We start from the raw sequence: 15,330 nt of genomic DNA, 5'->3' as shown, positions 1-15,330 counted from the left end.
AGTTAACAATAAAAAAACTGCCAATCGCTTGGCAGTTCCTATTTAATTGGATATTAATTTTATTTTGTAAATCTAATAGAAGTTTTTCTATCAGCTTCTCTTTCTTTATCAGTTGCGTCTGCAGAAACTTTAGCAAATTTGGATCCGTAACCTTCTGCTTCGATTACTTGTGCAGTGCTTAATGCAGATTTTACAGCTGCAGCTCTGTCACCAGATAATTTCAAGTTTGTAGCAGCGTCGCCTTTGTTATCCGTATAAGCTCCGATTTTGATTTTAGCATCTGGAAATTCAGCCAAGATCGCTTTTAAGTTGTCTAACTGAACCTGAGATTCAGGAGTTAATTTCGTAGTCCCAAATTCAAAATTAAGATTATCAAAATTGAACCATCTGTCTTTTAGCTGTGCTTCTGTAGAATTTTTATACTCGTCAGATTTTAAGAAAGCTACGATTTGATCTTCGATCCCACCTTTGTAAGCTTGCAATGTTTTTCCACTAGGCAAAGTAACTACCAAAGTTTCTCTTTTGGTAACCACAGAATCACCAACTGGAGCGGTAGAATCTGATACCACAGCAGTAGAATCAACTGTTGTCACAGGAACTGCTTCTACTTTTTTATCACATTGTTTCCAGAAGAACCAACCTAACAATAGCAATAACAGCAATGGCAATAACCATTTCCAGATACTTCCACCACCAGAATTGTCAGAAACGATCTCGTGTGTACTTCCACTTCTCGTAACATCTACTTTTGGCGTGTCTGTTACCACTGCTTTTGGCGTTTCTGGTACGATTGGTCTTTCTGTAACTGGCGTCACTGGATTTACATCTGCCAAAGGTGTTTGTAATGGTTCAGGAACAACATTGATAGGTTCTGCATCTACAGATCCAAACCAGTTGCCTAATCCTAAAGATGCAAAACTGAAACCTGCAGGTAATAATGAAGACAAGATTCCTTTTTGGTCACTTAGTAGATTTCCAAAAGAAGATGCATCTAGATTATTATCTATTGCATATTTTCCGAGTGTTCCGGCAGTAGCACCAGTCACAAGATTCAATAGAGAATTTGTAGATTCTGTTTTGATGCCAGCGTAAGATGACACTGCATTTGTAATTGCAGCCAATTTATCGCCATCTCCAAAGATCAAGCTTAGGATTTTAGAAATCACAGAATCGCTTCCGTTTAGATTTCCTAATAAGTTGGATAGAACGCCAGATGAGGCTGCCTCTTTTACCGTTCCCAAAAGTTCGGATTGTGTATTGCTATTTGCAAAACCTCCAACCAAAGCAGGTAGTAAAGCTGAAATAGCTTTTGAGATTCCAGATTCACTTTCTCCAAGTTGAGTTGCAGTTTGAGAGACCGTAGCTGGTCCTAGTTGACCTTTGATCAGGTCGATTAAGTTAATTGACATAATAGTTTATTTTTTAAAGTTTGATGTTTTGTAATGTTACCAAATATTAATCCACAAATTTTCATTGTTAAAAATTTTAATAAAACTTTAACTAATTATGAATTTAACTTTTGAATTTCGAATTTATTTTAAAACAAAAAATCCGAAGAAATTCTCCGGATTTTAATTTATAGAAATATAGTATTAATAAGCTTTTGCGAATACAACTCTCTGCTTGGATGGTTTCCCTGATATCAATGAAACCCCATCTTCCTGCTCATTGTTCAAAGGAATACATCTGATGGTCGCTTTGGTTTCTTGCTTGATCTGCTCTTCCTCCTCTGCAGTTCCGTCCCAATGCGCCAAGATGAATCCACCTTTTTCCACAAGGACTTTTTTGAACTCTTCGTAGGAATCAACTTTCGTAATATTTTCTTCTTTAAACTTCAAAGCCTTATTATAGATATCACTTTGAATGGTTTTCAATAATTCTTCGATATAAACATCAAGACCTTCGATAGAAACTGTTTCCTTGGTCAGATTGTCTCTTCTTGCCAACTCTACGGTCTTGTTTTCAAGATCTCTTTGTCCAAGCGCAATTCTCAAAGGAACACCTTTCAATTCATATTCAGCGAATTTCCAGCCTGGTTTGTTCTGCGTGTCATTATCAAATTTAACCGAAATTCCTTTCGCTCTCAATTTACTTTGAATTTCCAAAGCCACTTCACTGATCTCCGCCAATTGCTCTTCTCCTTTAAAAATTGGAACAATGACAACCTGAATTGGCGCTAAAGTTGGAGGCAAGACCAAACCAAGATCATCAGAATGCGTCATAATCAATGCGCCCATCAATCTTGTAGAAGTTCCCCAAGATGAAGCCCAAGGATATTCTTGTTTTCCTTCTTTGTTGGTAAATTTCACATCAAAAGCTTTCGGGAAACTTTGACCCAAGAAGTGCGAAGTTCCTGCTTGTAGAGCTTTCCCATCTTGCATCAAAGCTTCGATACAATAGGTTTCATCTGCTCCGGCAAATCTCTCTGAAGGTGTCTTGATACCACGGAAAACCGGGATTGCCATAAAGTCTTCTGCAAATTTTGCATATACTTCCAACATCTTCTCAGTTTCATCTAATGCTTCATCTCTTGTAGCGTGTGCGGTGTGGCCTTCCTGCCAAAGGAATTCTGCAGTTCTAAGGAACAATCTGGTTCTCATTTCCCATCGTACAACATTCGCCCATTGGTTGATCAAGATCGGAAGATCTCTGTAAGATTGGATCCAGTTTTTATAAGTACTCCAAATGATCGCCTCGGACGTTGGACGTACAATCAGTTCCTCTTCCAATTTAGCGTCTGGATCAACAATCAATTTAGCTGGATTGTTTGGGTCTGTTTTTAATCTGTAGTGTGTAACGACAGCACATTCTTTGGCAAAACCTTCTGCATTCTTCTCTTCTGCTTCGAATAAGCTTTTGGGAACAAACAGCGGGAAGTAAGCATTTTGATGTCCGGTTTCTTTGAACTTTTTGTCCATCTCGTCTCGCATCTTCTCCCAGATCGCATATCCGTAAGGTTTGATCACCATACATCCTCTAACGCTAGAATTCTCTGCCAGATCCGCTTTAACAACCAATTCGTTATACCATTTGCTATAATCTTCTGCTCTTGATGTTAATTTTGCCATATTTTTTTAAAACTTTTTTTAACTTTTTTAACTTTTCCTAATCTAAATAAAAAGCCTAATTTTACGCTACTTTGTAAATAATTACTGGTACAAAATTTGGTTTCTTTTAAGAATACAAATATAGCAAACTTAATACTTCTCATAAAATGAAAAATATCAACAATAATCGCTTTTTAAATCTGATCAGATCCAAAGCTTTGATCTTGATTGCCAGCAGTTCTCTTTTGACCTCTTGTGTGATCTACACAGGTGGTTATTCAGAAACTGATGGTGTCTACTACGACCCAAATAGAGATTCTTTACCAGCGGGAACATATTCTTATGGTAACAATCAGGTTGACAATTACTACAATTATCAAGATACCTATCCGAGCATCTATGATAACAACCAACAAAACATTCAGGATCAGGACAATCGTTACAATCTAGCGAGCAGTTCTTCTGACTGGGGAACTTTTACAGGTTCTGAAACCAATTACACGAGCTTCAACAACTGGGGCTATGGTGGCTGGGGAATGGGCTTTGGCTGGGGAGGTTTTGGCGGCTGGGGATATCCTGGCTACGGAATGTACGGCTGGAACAGTCCTTTCAACTCTTGGGGTTGGGGAATGGGATTTGGATGGGGTGACTCCTTCTATTCGCCTTGGGGCTGGGGCGGCGGATTCTATGATCCATTCTGGGGCTACGGCTATGGTGGCTGGGGCGGTTACTATGGTGGCGGATACTATCATCCAATTAACTATAACAGGTCAGGTAGACTTGGTGGCATGATCTCTCAAAATAGAGTCGGTGGTAGAAATGACAACCGTTTCCAAGGTATCAATAACAGCAGAATCAGAACAGCAGGAAATATCAGAAATGATGTTGGAACTAGAAATAGTGCCATCCGAACTGGTAATAATGGAATGAGAAACCCAAATGGTATCAGAACAAATAATGGCGGTATCAGAACATATCCAAACAATGGAAATGTTAGAAATAATTATCCAAATAACGGAGGTACAAGAAACCAAACATATCCTAATAACGGGAATGTGAGAACTTCTCCTAACAATGGTGGTTTCCGAAATGAATCATATTCACCTAGTAGATCCGGAAGTTCTGGAGGTTTCAACTCTGGCGGCGGAATGAGATCTGGTGGTTCATCTGGTGGCGGCGGAATGAGATCCGGCGGTGGCGGTGGAAGAAGATAATCATTAATTAAAAAAACATTTCATATAAAAATGCTAAAAAAGACTTTATTACTGCTAAGCATTCCCATTTCTTTTGTTTATCTGAAGGCTCAGGACATTTCAGTACTCACAAACACGGTAGATGTCTACTCAGCTAATCCAATCAACGGGACAGCAAAATACAATTCGATGGCAGGATCTATAGGCGCATTGGGTGGTGACATCTCTTCTGCCAATGTGAATCCAGCTGGTATTGGAGTTTTTATCACAAACGATTTAAACTTTACTTTAGGTATTAACAATAATAAAAATACAACTACTCTTGCTGGTCAATCTCAGGTCAGCAAGGTTAATAATACTGACATTGGCAATACAGGAGGACTACTGACTTTTAATCTCGCTGACACTGCTTCGAAATGGAAGTTTATAAATATTGGAGTTAACTATTCTAATAGATCATTGGATAACAGGTCGATATCCGCAGGTAACGGGAATATAAAAATTGTAGATGATTTTTCTGTTGCTAATACAATCATTAATTATACTTATCAAGGTCATGTTTATGAACGATATGGAGATCAATCAAAATTAAATTTTGCGGTAGGTGCTAATTATGATAACCGTTTATACTTTGGTGCAGGACTTAATTTTCATAATTCATTCTTGACACAAAATGATAGAGCGAACTTCTATTCAGATTATGACAAAACTTCTCTTGGGTACGACAAACAATACACAGGTTTTGATGAACACTCTGATGGATTCTCTGCAAACATAGGTGTTATTGCCAAATTGAGCAATCAATTCAGGGTTGGTGCAGCTGTAGAATCGCCTACCTGGTGGAATATTGACCGTGTTTATACACAGCATTATTTCGACTATAATTCTGAATTATTTCAAGAAGACAGAACTTTGGTAACGCCAATGAAAGCGACTTTAAGTGCTGCGTTCGTTCCTAGTAAAAATTTCGCTTTGAATGTCGATTTTATCCAAGGTATCACTAAACCTAAGTATAAGGAATATGGCAATGCAGAAAGAGAATTGAACGATTTCTTCAATGGTTCTTACAAGAATTCTTCAGAAGTACGAGCTGGTGCAGAGTACAGAATCAGTGCATTCAGGTTGAGAGGTGGTTATGCGTACCAAGGAAACAATTTTGATAATTTATCTTTACTAAGTTATAATGACAATGGATTGGCATCTAACCAATCTTATTCTAACCTCTTAGTGGGGAAACGCAATACAATCGGTGCAGGTTTGGGATATGACTTTCAGGCTTTCTACATCGATGCATCATACCAAAGTATCACGTCTGAATATAGCAGTCCATTCCTACAAGGAAATATAGATTACAACTCAGGATATTTCAACGGTGGTTTTGATGTCAACAGTGATGCTTACGCTGTTTCTAAAGTGAAGAATACAAGAAATAACTTCTTCGTAACTGTTGGTTGGAAATTCTAAAGTTTCAATTTTAAATAAAATAAAAGTCCTGTAAATTAATTATTACAGGACTTTTTTTATTTTAGTTTTGATTCATCTCTTCTGCTTCTTCCATCAGTTTGAGATAGGTAATGTATCGGGTCTCTTCTAATTCGCCTGTTTCCAATCCTTGCAGAACGGCACATTTCGGTTCATTGATATGCATACAGTTGTGATACTTGCAACTCCTACCCGCCTGGAAGATTTCAGGAAAGTAATGCTGGATCTCTTCTTTCTGAACGTCGATCATTGCAAACTCACGAACGCCAGGTGTATCGATCACCGAACCTCCAAAATCCCAGAAATGCATCTGAGCGAAAGTTGTGGTATGTTTCCCTTTGAGTTGAGATTCCGAAATTTCACCAGTTCTGATATGAAGATCAGGTTGCATTGCATTGACCAAAGTTGATTTCCCACAACCTGAATGTCCGAAAAACACTGATGTTTTATCTTTAATCTTATCAATTAAGAAATTGAGATTCAGTTTTGTGTAGGATGAGATATTCAAAGTGTCGTAACCGATGTTTTGGTACATTGTCTCGATGTTTTCTACAATTTCCTTTTCCTCGTCATTCAAAGTATCCATTTTGTTGAATAATATCAAGGGCTTGATGTTATAAGCCTCGCAGCAAGCAAGAAAACGGTCCAAAAATCCTAACGAGGTTTCAGGGAACTTCAAAGTGTAAATGAAACAGGCAATATCAACATTCGATGCAATGATATGAGCTTCTTTGGAAAGGTTCACCGATTTTCTGATGAGATAATTTTTTCTCGGAAAGATTTTGGTGATCCAGGCCACATCATCTTGCTCCAAAGAAAATTCGACTTCGTCTCCTACTGCAAGTGGATTTGTAAGTCTTGTTTTTATCAGTTTGAATTTGCCTCGGATCCTGGCTTCGTAAACAGTTTTAGTTTTCTCTTCCAAAACCTGATACCAGCTTCCCGTAGATTTGATGATGATTCCTTTCAAAAAATAGATTTTAATATTTCACAAAGTTAAAGCTTTTATCGTGTTGACAAATAAAAAACCCTTTCAGAGTTTGAAATCTGAAAGGGTTATTTGTATTTTATTTGACAAAACGTGTTCTACGTTGAATCTGCAGCCCGGCCTGAGTGAAAATCCTTTTTTGCTTCCACTTCAATCTCTTTTGAAGACAAGTCGTCTGCAAAAAAGATTGGGAGTGGAAGGCGGAAAAGCTGCCCAAATAATTCTGGTCTTCGAGAACCTCAGACTGACAATGCCAAGTCTTCGAGAGCCTCAGACTGACAATTATTTGTTGATCATAATGCCGTTCTGAACCTCAATACTTTCTTCGTGGATCGCTTTGAAAACTTTCTCGATGAAATCCTGGGACATACCTGTTTCACTCGCCTTTTGGTTGGCATATTCTGTGATCACTTTCCAACGTTCTGGCTGGAAGATTGCGATGTTGTTCTCTTTTTTTAAAGTTCCGATTTTTTCGGAGATCTTCATTCTTTGGGAAAGCAACTCGATCAATTGGAAATCCATATCGCTGATGAGTGTTCTGTGTTTTCCCATCTCGTCCTCGTAGCCTGAGATATCCGAGTTACGGATCTGAAGATTGCCGATCATCTCTGCCAAAACTTCCGGCGTGATCTGCTGAGAAGCATCGCTCCAAGCGTTGTCCGGATCTTCGTGACTTTCTATGATCGCACCTTGGTAACCTACGTTGAAAGCTTCCTGTGCAACGCCAGCCAAACCTGTTCTGTTCCCACAAATGTGAGATGGATCGATGAATAATGGGATATTCGGGAACTGATTTTTGAAATCTAAAGCGATCTGCCAGTTCGGAATGTTTCTGTATTTCGTTTTTTGATAAGTGGAGAAACCTCTGTGGATCGCACCAACATTTTCAATCCCTTGCCCTAACAATCTTTCCAAAGCGCCGATCCAAAGTGCAAGATCTGGATTCACTGGATTCTTCACCAAAATCGGTTTGTTTGTTCCTCTCAACGCCTGAGCGATCTCTTGAACTGTAAATGGATTCACTGTAGAACGTGCACCAATCCAAAGGATGTCCACATCTGCTTCCAACGCTGCGAAAACGTGATGCGCGTTTGCCACCTCAGTTGCTGTTTTGAAACCGTATTCTTCTTTTACTTTTTTCAGCCAGTTAAGACCGATCACGCCTACACCTTCGAAACCGTTTGGTTTTGTTCTTGGCTTCCAGATCCCAGCACGGAAAGCGGAGATCTGCGCACCACTTTCTTTCAGTCTTTTTGCGGTCCCAAGCATTTGAGATTCGCTTTCTGCGCTACAAGGTCCTGCGATGATCATTGGGTTTGCGAAGTCGTTTACCCAATCATTTGTCAATTCGTTTAAGTTCATATTTCTAATTTTATATATTTTAAATTAATGCAATAGTATATCTGTTATAAATGTTTATTTATAATTCTTTTCCAAAAAAATGACGTTTAAAAATTTTAAATGAGATACGGACAGCTGAATGTTTCCGTAGATTTTTGAGAAAGAAATTTTTTAGCTAAACCAATAAAATCGGTAATAGGTTCTAAAATTTCTATAATAAGTTCCAAAAAAGCTAAATGATCCACCAAAATACTCGGCAGATGCAAAAGTTGAAAGATATGGAAATTGGATTGATTCCATTTGTAAATGCCTTACTGGAAGGCTTTTTAGCTTGTTTGGGTTAATTGATTTCCACTGTTGTCAGCGAAATCTTGAACAAATATATAAATTAATGGGAAATGAGAACTACGATTGGGCAATTAATTTTTCATTAACTGACAAATGTTGTAGTAAAATAAAATTGAACCTATTTTGATTTTGTTTCATTTTCGATTTTCACTAGCATTTCTTTGGCGTTTGAATTATCAGGATTTAGCTCCAAAGATTTCAAATAATTTTGTTTAGAAAGCGCATACTCTTTATTATTGAAATAAGCTTCAGCCAAGCTGTCATAAGGATTTCCAGAGTTTGGAAATTCGGAAACATAGAGTTGAAATAGTTTGATGGCTGATTCTACTGCTCCACTTCTCATCAGTTTGTAGCCCAGATTGTTCAATTCAGATTCATCAGAAAAATTGTAAGAATCGGGTTTATTTTTCTTTAATTCTTTGTAATAAGCAATTCCTGAATCAATATTTTCAAAACATTTTTTCTCGATTTCTCTTCCGATTAATTTCTGACCAAACGGTTTCAAATCGTCAATCAGATTTTGGACCGCATTGTATAAATTCCCATAAGTATTTTCGCCACCTTGATTGGTGATCACAGAAATACCGATGTTATAATCCGGGAAAACCCAAAACAAATTCTGCGTTCCAAAAGCGCCACCGTGTTTTCTGGCATTTCGACCGTTGTGATTGACGGTCACTTCATCCCAAAAATAAGCATTCCAATAATTTTTATTATTAAGCAAATCCCGTTGCGATTCCTGAACCAGCGGATTTTTCTTATCCAATTCAAATTTCAGAAATGTGGTCAAATCCGTTAGATTAGACTTCAAATATCCTTGTGCGCCCCAAAGTGAATATGGTAAAAATGGCATCAGAACGCCGTTTCCATCGTAGCCATTTGCAATCTTTTCATTTTGATTGATGTGAAGTTTTGTGTGATTTAATTTTAAAGGAATTAAGATATTTTCCTTCAATAAAGTCTCATAACTCTTTCCATAAACATTTTCAAGAATATGTGCTGTCAGTTGTAGAGTTCCGTTATTATAATTATAGACAGTTCCTGGTAAAGTCTCTATTTTGATTGAATTCAAATCTTTGAAAAACTGCTCTTTCGTGTAAGCTTTTTCCAGTTTTTCAACTTTGAAAGCGGTGCTGTCATTCCTTACTTTCATCACTTCACTTCGGTCTGGCAAATCTTTATTAAAACCAGATTTCAAAGAAACCAAATCTTTAATCGTAACCGGCTTTCCATTAAACTGAAGATTCGGATAAGAACCTGTGATATATTTCCTGATGTCATCATCCAAATTGATTTTCCCATCCAGAACAGCTTTCGCCACCAATGTTCCGGTAAATAATTTGGTAACGGAAGCAATTTCAAACAATGTAGAATTGTTGGCTTTATTTCCTTTCCCTTTGTCAATTTCGCCGTAATGTCTGGTGTAGGTTTTTCCGTCTTTTACGATTCCGATAGAGAAAGAATTTGCTTTTGATTCTTTCAAGAATGCTTCTGCCTGAGCATCCATTACTGCGTAAATTTGCTTTTCAGTTAAAGTTTTTTGGGCAAATGCTGAAAATCCGAATGTTAAGATGATGATGGAAAGTAGTTTTTTCATTTGGAATAATTGATTCTAATTAATATGACAACTCATCGAATAACTTTGTTACATCTAAACATTATTCCCCCGTAATTTCCTTTTCAATTTTCAAAAGCATTTGTTTCCCATTTTCATTTTCAGGATTTAGCTCAACCGATTTTTGATACATTTGTATCGCTTTATCTTTTTGATTATTGCGTAACAAAGCCTCTCCATAACTATCGAAGAGATTGGCATCTTTAGGAAATTCTTTTGTAGCCAGTTTAAATATTTCTATTGACTCATTGTTTTTTCCAAGTCTTAAGAGTTCATATCCTAATTTATTCAGTTCGTTTGGGTTTTCAAAACTGTATTCTTTTTCAGAATTTTTTTTGAGTAAATAGTACCTCTCAATAGCTTTATTTATGTTGTCGAGAGATTCCTTTCTTATCGCTAGATAAACAGATTTTTTAGGAATTTCATAATCTTTTCCTAACATCAGATTGTGAATAGTATAGCCCAAATCCCAAACTCTATTGAGATTATTTGACAGTAGAATTATCGTAATATTATTTTTAAAATCGTTTAAAAAGATGGATTCAAATTTATATGATACGCCATTGTGTCTTTGTATTTCTTCTTTTTCAAAGTATCTGCCAATTGAGCCACCTTCGTCTTTTGCGTATGGATTATTCAACAAAGTTTGAAAGGATTCTTTGGAAATTAAACGATTAGAGTTCATAGCCTCAATCCATTTATAAAAATCATTGATATCTACCCAAAGCCATCCACTAATGAAATTCATTTCCGGACATCTGACATTGTCAAAATCATAACAGGACGTCCGGTTTTTAAAACCTGATTTTGGGTCAAAAACTGAATTTGTCATTTTCAACGGTTTAACAATGTTTTTAATGACAAATTCCTGGAATGACATTCCTGTTACTTTTTCAATAATTCTTCTTTGCAAAAACACATTGCCGTTATCGTATTTGTAGCTTGTTCCAGGTTCAAATAATAAATCATCATTGCTTCTCAAAATCCTCCACGCATCTGCATCACTTACCGGATTTAGCCCTGACTCTATTGGAGGAATGCCACTTGCATAATTAATCAGATGATGTATTTTCACTTTCTCTGCCCATTTTGGTAATCCCAAATTAAATTTGGAAATCGGGTCATCAAGGTTGAGAAGACCACGTTCCACCAAAATCATTATTGAAACAGCATTAAACTCTTTTGCAATAGAGCCAATGTTAAATATTGATTTATCGGTTAGAGCTGTTTGTCGCGTCTCATCGGTAAAACCAAATGATTTTTGATAAATGATTTTATTGTTTTTAGAAATAAGGACATTCCCATTAAATAAACCTCTTTCGTAGGATTTTGCCATTAAGGAATCAATTTGATTGATTTCTGATTTTTGTTTTGTCGAATTTTGATGTCTCTTATTTGTTTCTTTAGGATTATTTAATTCTTGGGCATAAAGCATATTTGCAAATAAAAAAATTTGTACTAATAAGAAAAATCGGTTTTTCATTTTGATTTTATAATTTGATGCAAAGATGCTTCAGAACGCATTAATACACGACCGATTAAAAAAAGTCGAACTGATTTTTCAATAATTTCAATACTTAAAATGAATTTTTACGAAATTCCGTAGGCGTTTTCCCCGTGTGTTTTTTAAATGAAGTGCTAAATGAAGATTTAGAATTGAAACCAACCTGATAGAGAATTTCCAGAATAGTCAAATCATTTTGTGAAGAATCTTTCAAAATCTCCTTCGCCTTCTCGATTCGATATTCATTAATGAAATCAAAAAAATGTTTGTTCATATACAGATTAATCAAAGCCGATAAATCTTTGACCGGCATTTTCACCTGCTCTGCCAAATCCTGAATCGTTAATGTTGAATCCAGATAAGGTTCATTTGAAATCATAAAATCTTTCAAAGATTCTATCTGATTATTTTTTTCATCATCAATTGAAGGAGAAGATTCTTTTTTCGGGATAATTTCTTCAATTACTTTTAACTGTGAATTGACACCTCTAAAAAATTCCGGATTATTTAATGCTTCAAATAAATACCAACAAGTGCAAATTAAAAATGCAAACCCATCAAGTGTTACAACCCATACCCGAATTTCGCCTGAACCGAAGATAAAAGTGACCAACCATCTTACAAGAACTATGAAATGCAGAAAGTAGTAGAGAATTGATATTTTATGCAGGGCATTGAGTACAGAAATATTTGGATTCGTATAATTTTGAAGGTAAACCGTTTTAGATTTTCTAATCACCAAAAATGAAGAAATAAAATAAACTTGAAATATACATTCAAAAAGAAACTGAAAAAACTGCATCAAAGGCATATCATTCATACCGTTGATAAACTGTATTTTAGATGGTCTGTCTACAAAATAAATTCCCCACATCAGATAAAAATTGAAGGCAGCGAAAGGAATGGCGTGGAGTAAATGTTTCTTTTTTAAACGGAAATTAGAATAGCAGACAGATAATATATAAAGGTAAAACAATGCCGGAACCAAATACACAAAACTCCACCGAAATGCCTCGAGATTGATATAATTAACCGGAAATTCTCGCATCAAAAATTTCACTGCATCTATGGCATTTCCGATAAGAAAAAATGCGAAAAGTTGGTTTCCTACTTTATGTTTAGTTTTAACGGTCAGCAAAAATACGGCAAGGAACAGAATGACGAAAATTCCGATGAAAGCAGTGATTTCTAAAAAGCTGAGCTTATCCAATGGTATGAAATATAGTTATAAAAACTACGTCAAATCGAAACGCATCAAATCGTCCAGATCTTTCAGAAGCGGATTGATCTCCACAAACTTTTCAAAGATCTTACGCTTGGTCAAAACTTCTTTTTTGATGGTCAAATCTGTCTGATATTCGATTTCAATTTTGAAGTTGCTGACTTTGTGTTTGAAATGGTTGAAGAATTCAATGCTCAATCTGTCGAATTCCGACTTTGCAAATTCGGAAGAATATTTGACCGTGATCTGATGTTCATCCGTTTTTTCTAACTTGAAACTGCTGATGGCGTTGTAGACGAAAGTATTGGTTCTGGCAAGATTTTTAAGGAAAATATCCCATTCTCTATCCACATCGGTCTGTGAGAAATGGTTGGAAGGCAGATTTTCATCTTTGATCTCAGCAAACTCATCTTTCTTGATTTCCTCTTTTTGTTCCAAAGCCGCTTTGATGCTGAATTTGGAATTGGAAGAACTTCTGGCAATCGGTTCAGACGCTTTCTGAATTACCTTTTTAGGTTCTTCGAAAGCTGATTTTGCAGGTTCTGGTTTGGTTTCTGCCTGAGGTTTTGGCTCAGTAGAGACTGGTTTTTTTTCGGAAATTAAATTAGCTTCAAGAAGTGGCGCTAATATTAAGAACTTTTTTTTTTAGCTTCCAAACCTGCCGTGAGACTTGATAATTGCATCAAGGCAATCTCAACTGTCAAACGTGGATTTTTGGAATTTTTATAATTGATGTCGGCGAAGTTACAAATCTCGATTCCGTCTATCAATTCCTGAGCTTTCCATTTTTGGGATTGCTCGGCAAATTTGGATTTTGTTTTTTCTCCAACTTCGATCAGGTTCAAAGTTTTTGGATTTTGAGCCATCATCAAATCGCGGAAATGATTTCCCAATCCGGCAATGAAAATGTGCGGATCGAAACCTTTTTTCACAATTTCGTCGAATGCTGTCAAAACACCTGGGATATCATTTTCCTTAGCTAAATCAGCGATTTTCAGATATTGGTCGTAATCCAGAATATTGAGAACTTCCGCTGCTTTTTCGAGTGTGATGTTTTTCTGAGAAAAAGTACTTAGTCTATCAAAAATAGATAAAGCATCTCTCAAAGCACCATCCGCTTTCTGAGCAATTAAGTAAAGCGCATCGTCTTCGTAAGTGATATTTTCCTTCTCAGCAATCTTTCTCAAATGCTCCTGGATATCTTCTATCGTGATTCTTTTGAAATCATAGATTTGACATCTGGAAAGAATCGTCGGAATGATCTTGTGTTTCTCAGTCGTTGCTAAGATGAAAATAGCGTGCGCTGGCGGTTCTTCCAAAGTTTTCAGGAACGCATTGAAAGCAGCCTGAGACAACATATGAACCTCGTCGATGATATACACTTTGTACTTCCCTACTTGAGGTGCAAATCTAACCTGGTCAATCAATTCACGAATATCATCAACCGAGTTGTTGGAAGCGGCATCCAATTCATAAATATTGAATGCGAAACCATCATCATCTGCAGCACCTGACTTTTCATTGATCTTTCTTGCTAGAATTCTGGCGCATGTTGTTTTACCAACACCTCTTGGCCCGCAGAAAAGCAGAGCCTGAGCCAATTGACTTTCATCGATGGCGTGTTCCAAAGTATCGGTAACGTGCGATTGCCCAACAACAGTGTCAAACTCTTGCGGACGGTACTTGCGTGCGGATACGATGAAATTTTCCATTGCTCAAAAGTAAGGATTAATTGTGAATTTTGGAAATGGTTTTTAAATAATTGTTTGTTGGTTTGGGAGAAGATTTAAACACAAAGAGCGCAAAGATTTCTTTGAAATTATTGAAAATATTTTTAAGGTACGCAAAGACGTAAAACTCACCAAAGATAAATTTCAACGGTTGGTAAATCTGAAACTAGAAAACAAACTTTCAACTTTGCGAAGCTGCAGCCCGACTTGAGCGGAAATCCTTTTTTGCTTGTACCAAAGTTCTATTTAAACTGAAATCGTCTGCAAAAAAGATTGGGAGCGGAAGGCGGAAAAGCTGCCCAAAAAAATTTCATTAATAATCTTCATCGTCCTCATCCAAAAAGTCCAGTTCGTCATCGCTTTGAATATGGTCTGGAGAAACTCCAAGTGGATTAAACAATCCCCAATCATCAACGATATAATGTTTCTGATTAAAAGTTCCAACCCAATCGATAAACAAAAGTCTAAATTCGTCAACTAATTTTCTGACAAGATGATAATATTTTGCATCGGAGAAACCAAAGTGTTCTAAATTGTTACCACCGACCATTATATCGCGCGCCGCTTTCCTAATGATTGTGGCATTCTCCATTTTTATGTCATATAACTTTACTGCTTCTGCGCCACAAATCTTTGCCTGAATAATCATACTATCGCCCAACAAATGTTGCTTGACGGTTTGTAAATAATCATTGTCTTCTGGAAACAAATCCGTAATGACCTTCAAAGTTTCGTAGATTTCCTGTGATTTTTTGTAAAGTGGTAACTCAAAGCAATTCATCATAATTCAATTTTATGACTAAATATAACAAAAAAAAGAGAGCAAAAAACTTGCTCTCTTTTTTTATACTGATGAAATT

The 15,330-nt window shown here is 36.5% G+C and carries 12 protein-coding genes; 2 read left to right on the top strand and 10 right to left on the bottom strand.

Going from position 1 to position 15,330, the window contains the following annotated elements:
- Positions 1–59: 59 nt before the first annotated feature.
- Together PQ459_09555 and proS are read right to left on the bottom strand one after the other, a co-directional pair.
- Positions 60–1,409 carry an OmpA family protein gene (locus PQ459_09555; GenBank protein WDF45146.1) on the bottom strand — a complete coding sequence of 450 codons (1,350 nt, stop codon included), beginning with the start codon at positions 1,407–1,409 and terminating at the stop codon, positions 60–62.
- A 183-nt stretch (positions 1,410–1,592) separates the two neighbouring features.
- On the bottom strand, positions 1,593–3,068 hold the full coding sequence (proS, locus tag PQ459_09550; protein ID WDF45145.1) for a proline--tRNA ligase: 1,476 nt from the start codon (positions 3,066–3,068) through the stop codon (positions 1,593–1,595).
- A 146-nt stretch (positions 3,069–3,214) separates the two neighbouring features.
- Between proS and PQ459_09545 the strand changes: the two genes are divergently transcribed.
- Together PQ459_09545 and PQ459_09540 are read left to right on the top strand one after the other, a co-directional pair.
- Positions 3,215–4,261: a prolyl-tRNA synthetase gene (locus PQ459_09545; GenBank protein WDF45144.1), complete on the top strand. Its 1,047-nt coding sequence runs from the start codon at positions 3,215–3,217 to the stop codon at positions 4,259–4,261.
- A gap of 30 nt (positions 4,262–4,291) precedes the next feature.
- Positions 4,292–5,704 (top strand): hemin receptor, encoded by a 1,413-nt coding sequence (locus PQ459_09540; GenBank protein WDF45143.1) that lies wholly within the window; start codon positions 4,292–4,294, stop codon positions 5,702–5,704.
- Positions 5,705–5,765: 61 nt separating this feature from the next.
- Here PQ459_09540 and rsgA read toward each other — a convergent pair whose 3' ends face one another.
- From rsgA to PQ459_09500, 8 genes are all read right to left on the bottom strand, one after another.
- Positions 5,766–6,692: a ribosome small subunit-dependent GTPase A gene (gene rsgA, locus PQ459_09535; GenBank protein ID WDF45142.1), complete on the bottom strand. Its 927-nt coding sequence runs from the start codon at positions 6,690–6,692 to the stop codon at positions 5,766–5,768.
- A 300-nt stretch (positions 6,693–6,992) separates the two neighbouring features.
- Positions 6,993–8,072, bottom strand: a complete 1,080-nt coding sequence (locus PQ459_09530) for a chorismate mutase (GenBank protein WDF45141.1) — start codon at positions 8,070–8,072, stop codon at positions 6,993–6,995.
- Positions 8,073–8,517: 445 nt separating this feature from the next.
- Entirely contained in the window at positions 8,518–9,996 is a 1,479-nt protein-coding gene (locus PQ459_09525) for a serine hydrolase (protein ID WDF45140.1), read from the bottom strand.
- 61 nt (positions 9,997–10,057) lie between these two features.
- Positions 10,058–11,497 carry a serine hydrolase gene (locus PQ459_09520; GenBank protein ID WDF45139.1) on the bottom strand — a complete coding sequence of 480 codons (1,440 nt, stop codon included), beginning with the start codon at positions 11,495–11,497 and terminating at the stop codon, positions 10,058–10,060.
- 94 nt (positions 11,498–11,591) lie between these two features.
- A complete protein-coding gene (locus PQ459_09515; protein WDF45138.1) occupies positions 11,592–12,728 on the bottom strand; it encodes an AraC family transcriptional regulator in 1,137 nt (378 codons plus the stop codon).
- Positions 12,729–12,752: 24 nt separating this feature from the next.
- The gene (locus PQ459_09510; GenBank protein WDF45137.1) at positions 12,753–13,178 is read right to left on the bottom strand and encodes a hypothetical protein; all 426 of its coding nucleotides are present in this window, start codon (positions 13,176–13,178) and stop codon (positions 12,753–12,755) included.
- Between the two features lie 191 nt (positions 13,179–13,369).
- A complete protein-coding gene (dnaX, locus tag PQ459_09505; GenBank protein WDF45136.1) occupies positions 13,370–14,452 on the bottom strand; it encodes a DNA polymerase III subunit gamma/tau in 1,083 nt (360 codons plus the stop codon).
- A gap of 331 nt (positions 14,453–14,783) precedes the next feature.
- Positions 14,784–15,254, bottom strand: coding sequence for a hypothetical protein (locus tag PQ459_09500; GenBank protein WDF45135.1), 471 nt, complete (start codon positions 15,252–15,254; stop codon positions 14,784–14,786).
- Positions 15,255–15,330: the final 76 nt, after the last annotated feature.

The sequence above is a fragment of the Chryseobacterium sp. KACC 21268 genome, assembly GCA_028736075.1.
Lineage (GTDB): Bacteria > Bacteroidota > Bacteroidia > Flavobacteriales > Weeksellaceae > Epilithonimonas.
This window is presented reverse-complemented; position numbering and strand designations above follow the sequence as displayed.

Bases quoted from the DNA above. Each gene is read 5' to 3' on its own strand.
- PQ459_09520 (WDF45139.1), bottom strand. From the start codon at position 11,497: ATGAAAAACCGATTTTTCTTATTAGTACAAATTTTTTTATTTGCAAAT.
- PQ459_09525 (WDF45140.1), bottom strand. From the start codon at position 9,996: ATGAAAAAACTACTTTCCATCATCATCTTAACATTCGGATTTTCAGCA.
- proS (WDF45145.1), bottom strand. From the start codon at position 3,068: ATGGCAAAATTAACATCAAGAGCAGAAGATTATAGCAAATGGTATAAC.
- PQ459_09555 (WDF45146.1), bottom strand. From the start codon at position 1,409: ATGTCAATTAACTTAATCGACCTGATCAAAGGTCAACTAGGACCAGCT.
- PQ459_09500 (WDF45135.1), bottom strand. From the start codon at position 15,254: ATGATGAATTGCTTTGAGTTACCACTTTACAAAAAATCACAGGAAATC.
- PQ459_09545 (WDF45144.1), top strand. From the start codon at position 3,215: ATGAAAAATATCAACAATAATCGCTTTTTAAATCTGATCAGATCCAAA.
- PQ459_09530 (WDF45141.1), bottom strand. From the start codon at position 8,072: ATGAACTTAAACGAATTGACAAATGATTGGGTAAACGACTTCGCAAAC.
- dnaX (WDF45136.1), bottom strand. From the start codon at position 14,452: ATGGAAAATTTCATCGTATCCGCACGCAAGTACCGTCCGCAAGAGTTT.
- PQ459_09540 (WDF45143.1), top strand. From the start codon at position 4,292: ATGCTAAAAAAGACTTTATTACTGCTAAGCATTCCCATTTCTTTTGTT.